Annotated in this window: 4 protein-coding genes and 1 tRNA gene; 4 read left to right on the forward strand and 1 reads right to left on the reverse strand. The window is 40.5% G+C overall.

Annotated elements, in window-relative coordinates; genetic code table 11:
* From WA010_RS05520 to WA010_RS05535, 4 genes are all read left to right on the forward strand, one after another.
* A partial coding sequence (locus WA010_RS05520; RefSeq protein WP_422556147.1) for a TGS domain-containing protein occupies positions 1-969 on the forward strand: 969 nt, incomplete at its 5' end.
* A 3-nt stretch (positions 970-972) separates the two neighbouring features.
* Complete coding sequence (gene tyrS, locus WA010_RS05525; protein ID WP_422556148.1) at positions 973-2,175, forward strand: tyrosine--tRNA ligase; 1,203 nt, start codon at positions 973-975, stop codon at positions 2,173-2,175.
* Positions 2,172-3,263, forward strand: coding sequence for a nitronate monooxygenase (locus tag WA010_RS05530; RefSeq protein ID WP_422556149.1), 1,092 nt, complete (start codon positions 2,172-2,174; stop codon positions 3,261-3,263). Before tyrS ends, WA010_RS05530 begins: the two co-directional genes overlap by 4 nt.
* A gap of 7 nt (positions 3,264-3,270) precedes the next feature.
* A complete protein-coding gene (locus tag WA010_RS05535; protein WP_422556150.1) occupies positions 3,271-4,857 on the forward strand; it encodes an N-acetylmuramoyl-L-alanine amidase family protein in 1,587 nt (528 codons plus the stop codon).
* Between the two features lie 485 nt (positions 4,858-5,342).
* Here WA010_RS05535 and WA010_RS05540 read toward each other — a convergent pair.
* Positions 5,343-5,432 (reverse strand) — tRNA-Ser (locus WA010_RS05540).
* Positions 5,433-5,468 lie beyond the last annotated feature (36 nt).

Below are 5,468 nucleotides of genomic sequence, written 5' to 3' on the forward strand. Positions count from 1 at the left end.
GAAGATATCAGTGTTTTTTCTCCGAAAGGAAAACCGTTTACTCTTCCTCGCGGTGCGGTGGCCCTGGATTTTGCATATGCAATACATACCGAGATTGGAGATAGTGCCGAGGGGTGTTTGATCAACAAAGAAAAGGCATCTCTTCTGAGTGAACTGCATAACGGTGATATCGTTAAAATCACGACGGCTTCTAAAAAAATCAATCGTTGCAGTTGGATTGATGCGGTAAAAACCTCTCGTGCCAAAGCGAGTATGCGGGCTAACTGCAATCAGCGTATTCGTGCGATTGATACTGAATCAGGGATTAATATTTTAAGCACTCTTTTTAATATGGATATTATGCGTATTGAAGAGTTATTCAGCGAAACACATTTAGAAGAACAGCGTCATCGTATCCCGAGTGAGCTTGATTTACTCAAAGAAACAGTTAATCGTTTTACACAGGAATTAGGTGAAAATAATCGCTTTAGCTTTCTCTCTCGAAATCGTTTTAAAGTTAAACCGTACGTATTTGCCTCATTGGAAGTTTATTCTAATAACAGTGTCAGTGATGCTGTCTTTGATTATTGTTGCCATCCTAAAACAGGGGATGAAATTGTCGCTTTTATGCATGAAGGAAAAGCGCATATTCACCATAAAATGTGTAAAAATGCTGCTGGTATGATTGATCGTAGGGAACCGATGGTATTTGTACGATGGAAATCTCAACACTACTACCGTTATCACCTCATTATCAGTATGCAAAGTGCGAAAGGGGTACTTGCTGATTTACTCACTTATATGGCAAAAATGGGGGCAGATATCAACTCTATCGAATTAGGAAAAGAAAAATCAGAACATACACAATACTGCGAGATGGAGTTTCAAACTCTCGAAGCGGATATTAATCGCCTCCGCTCCAAGTTAGAGAAAAAAGGGAAAATAATACAATTTTTTCGGACCGATGACGCGTACCGAAGCCAAGGATAAATCATGATTCAAACAGCATTACGAGAGATCAGACGAGGAACTGCCGAGATTATCGATGAGGCACGCCTTGAGACATTGTTAAAAAACTTTTTTGAAAAAGGGGAAACCTATACGGTTAAAGCGGGATTCGATCCGACCGCCCCCGATCTGCATTTAGGGCATACAGTGTTGCTGCAAAAACTCGCCGCATTTCAAAAATTCGGGGCGCATATCCAGTTTTTGATCGGTGATTTCACGGCACAGATCGGTGATCCGACCGGCAAAAGTGAAACCCGTAAAAAACTCCTTCCCGCACAAATTCAGGAGAACGCAAAAAGCTACAAAGAACAAGTGTTTAAAATTCTTGATCCTGAAAAAACGAGCGTCGTTTTTAATGCGGAGTGGATTAATCCTCTCGGTGCGGCGGGGATGTTGGAACTCACTACGACCTATAATGTAGCCCGTATGTTGGAGCGAGACGATTTCGATAAACGTCATAAGGCGGGTATCTCGATCTCGATCAGCGAGTTTTTGTACCCACTTTTACAAGGATACGACAGTGTTCACCTTAGAAGTGATGTTGAAATCGGCGGGACGGATCAAAAATTCAACCTTCTGATGGGGCGTCATCTGCAACGTGTCTATGAGATCGGGAAAGAACAATCGGTATTAATGATGCCGATTTTAGAGGGGCTTGACGGCGTTCAAAAAATGTCTAAATCGTTGAATAACTACATCGCAGTAGCCGATGAGCCAAACGAGATGTTCGGAAAGATTCTCAGTATCAGTGATACGTTAATGTGGCGTTATTTTGAGCTTTTGAGTGCGCTCAGTCTTGATGAGATTGAAGCGCTAAAAGTGGGTGTCGAAAACGGCTCACTCCATCCGAAAAAAGTAAAAGAATCCCTCGCATTAGAGATCACTACACGATTTCACTCTGAAGAGGCGGCATTAGGTGCCCAAGCTGAGTTTGAACGAGTTCATGCCCAAAGTGAAATTCCGAGTGAAATGGATGAATTTTCTCTTGAAGGGCCGATTTGGGTAGCAAAAGCACTCGTTGACTGTTCCCTTAGTCCTTCAACGTCACAAGCCCGTCGCGAGATTAAGCAAGGCTCTGTTAAAATCGATCAAAATAAACTAAGCGATGAGCAATACCAACTAGAAAAGGGTGAATACATCCTTCAAGTGGGAAAACGAAAATTTGCGCGATTAAAGGTAACCCAATGAGCTTAAAACCAATTCAAATAGGTAAGCATACCATTAAGATCCCTATCGTACAAGGTGGAATGGGTGTTGGTATCAGTTGGGATAAACTCGCGGGGACGGTTTCTTTAGAGGGAGGACTTGGGGTTATTAGTTCGGTCGGTACGGGATATTATGAAGATAAGATTTACGCAGATAAACTCATAGCTAACCGTCCTCTGGATGCTGAGAATTTCTACTCGAAAAAAGGGCTGGATGCGATTGTCAAAAATGCCCGTAAAATTTGCGGCGATGCACCGTTGGCGTGTAACATTTTGTACGCGATCAACGATTACGGCAGAGTCGTAACCGATGCGTGTGAAGCTGGGGTCAATATCATCATTACAGGTGCAGGATTACCGACCAATATGCCGGAGTTTACGGTCGATTATCCCGATGTCGCATTGGTACCGATCGTATCATCCCCCAAAGCGCTCTCTATCATCTGCAAACGTTGGCAAAAACGGTATAACCGTCTTCCTGATGCGGTGATTTTAGAAGGACCTCTGAGCGGCGGACACCAAGGGTTTACCTATGAGCAGTGCGCGATGGAAGAGTACCAACTCGAAAATCTTGTAGCTCCTGTCGTCGAAGAAGCGGCGTTATGGGGAAATATTCCGGTTTTTGCCGCAGGGGGAATCTGGGATAAAAACGATATTGATAAAATGATAGCCTTGGGTGCGTCAGGTGTTCAAATGGGAACCCGTTTTATCGGAACACATGAGTGTGATGCCCATGAAAACTTCAAACAGGTTCTTATCGATGCCAAAGAAGAGGACATCACTCTTATGAAATCTCCGGTCGGTTATCCTGCGCGCGGTGTCAGAACAAATCTACGCGATCTCATCGATACCCGAACCGGTCCTTCGATCAAATGTATCTCTAACTGTGTCGCTCCGTGTAATCGCGGCGTAGAAGCGAAAGAGGTTGGATTTTGTATCGCTGATCGCCTGAGCGATGCGTATTTAGGAGATAAAGAGTTTGGATTATTCTTTTCTGGAAGTAATGGCTATCGTATTGACAAAATTATTTCTGTCAAAGAGTTAATAGAAAAATTGACTCTCGGGGAGTAGTTTTGGAGTGCTGATTCGTATACTACTTTTCATTTTTTTAGTGGTTACTATTGCCATAGGTGCAAATGAAAATAGTCGTTTGGATTTGGCAAAAAAAGCATTGGAAAGCAATGATGAAGTTGAACAATTTCGTGGCTATAATGAATTTAAAACTCTTTATTTACGTGCTATTTTAGATAAAAATAAACCATTGGCTACCGAAGCTTTAGAAGGAATTATTCGAGGTGGAGAAAAACTGGGGATTGATGTTAGCAAATATCAAGCAGATTTAGCAAAAATTATAACGTCCGTGAAAAAAAATGAGCCTATTATAAAAGCTCCTTCTATCAATGAAACACCTGTGTCTTTATCAGGGGTATCGTCTAGTGTTCCATCTGTAATTTACGATAAAACATTTAAGCCGGCATTAGTTGTAACCAAATTTACATCTTCTGAACCTGAAAAAATAGTGAAAATAGATACTAATACTGATGAGATATCAATGACGACGCGTCGTCATTTACTGGAGAGCCGATGGAAAGATAATGGGCTTGAACTGATTTTTGATACAGCAATTAGCCTTTCTGAAGTTAAGATTTCTAAAATTATAGAAACGGACAAACAGCGTTTTCGTTACATTGTTGATATTTATTCTTCACTTTTATCTAAAACACAAACATTAGAACATCATGATATTAACCGAATTAAAATGGCTCAGTTTGATTCTAAAACACTTCGATTGGTATTTGAACACAATCATCCTATTGCAATCAAGCCTATCACAAAAGGTTCAATCCTTTATATTGATCTTTCACTTGAATCACCAAAAATAACTTCACCGCTTACAACAGTGCCGCTTATTAAAGCAGAAGTACAAGAACCGCCACTCATCGCAGCACTTCCACCTTTGGTTGCAATTACTCCTCGTGATCGTAGTAAAAAAATTATTGTGATTGATCCGGGACATGGTGGAAAAGATAGTGGTGCAGTTGGAAACGGATTTATGGAAAAAGAGATTGTTTTAAATATTTCTCAACAGCTCAGTGAAAAACTACGTGATCAAGGCTATACGGTTTATATGACACGTAATAATGATACATTTATTGAACTCAAAAATCGAACTAAATACGCTAATACTAAAGAAGCTGATTTATTTATCTCAGTACATGCTAACTCTATTCCAAAAACTTCAGACCCCAATGCCGCAGAAGGGATCGAGACGTATTTTCTTTCCCCGACACGGAGTGAGCGATCGATGAGAGTGGCAGCATTAGAAAATTCTGAAGAGATCGAGGAAATGGGGCAGTACGGAAAACTCAGTTTTTTGAGTTTTTTGAACAAAGAGAAAATTATTGCATCTAACAAGCTTGCTATTGACCTCCAAAAAGGGATGCTGGGCAGTTTGCGTAAGCAGTTTGGCGGTGTGCATGATAACGGTGTTCGTGAAGCACCATTTTGGGTTTTGGTCGGAGCACAAATGCCGGCTGTTTTATTGGAAGTGGGGTATATTAGTCATCCCGAAGAATCGGCACTTATTGCTGATGAAAAATATCAACGATTCATGGTGGATGGTTTGGTAGAGGGGATAGGGCGATACTTCGCAAATAACTCTTAAAACTTTTTTCGTCAAATTATTAAAAGTTTACCGACATTTTAAAAAAGCGTTTATTTTTAATATTCGTAATATGCGGTTGATTTTGTGTTATACTTTCATCGTAATCAAGAAGGTGTCTCTTTCCGATTAGCTACCGGATAAAAGATACAAGGCAGGGGCTTTATTGCTCTTGCCTTTTTTTTTGCCTATAAAATGGCAGGTTGGGTGGATATCTTCATTTTATGCTACAATCTTCGAATGAAAGAATTTCTTTTTTTATCTTCCTTTATCTTTACAATCGGTGTTATGATCTACAGTAGTTGGAGAGTTTTTTTAGGTATTGATGAGGTACATTATACGAAAGTACATTAAAAGGTACATTAAAAAGTCGGATGTTGTTGAATAGGATAAATGGGTATTAGAGGCTAAATAGCTTTTAAAGTACCTATTTAAGGGGTTTGTATTTGTATTTTTGGATTGTGTTAGAGGAGATTAAATTGATGTGGTGGCGGACGAGGAGAGATTCGAACTCTCGGTACCGTTGCCAGTACGTCTCCTTAGCAGGGAGGTGGATTCAGCCGCTTTCCTACTCGTCCAGTGTTATAAAGAGGGCGTAATTATAAGCAGGTGTA

The sequence above is a fragment of the Sulfuricurvum sp. genome (assembly GCF_049305995.1).
Classification (GTDB): Bacteria; Campylobacterota; Campylobacteria; order Campylobacterales; family Sulfurimonadaceae; genus Sulfuricurvum.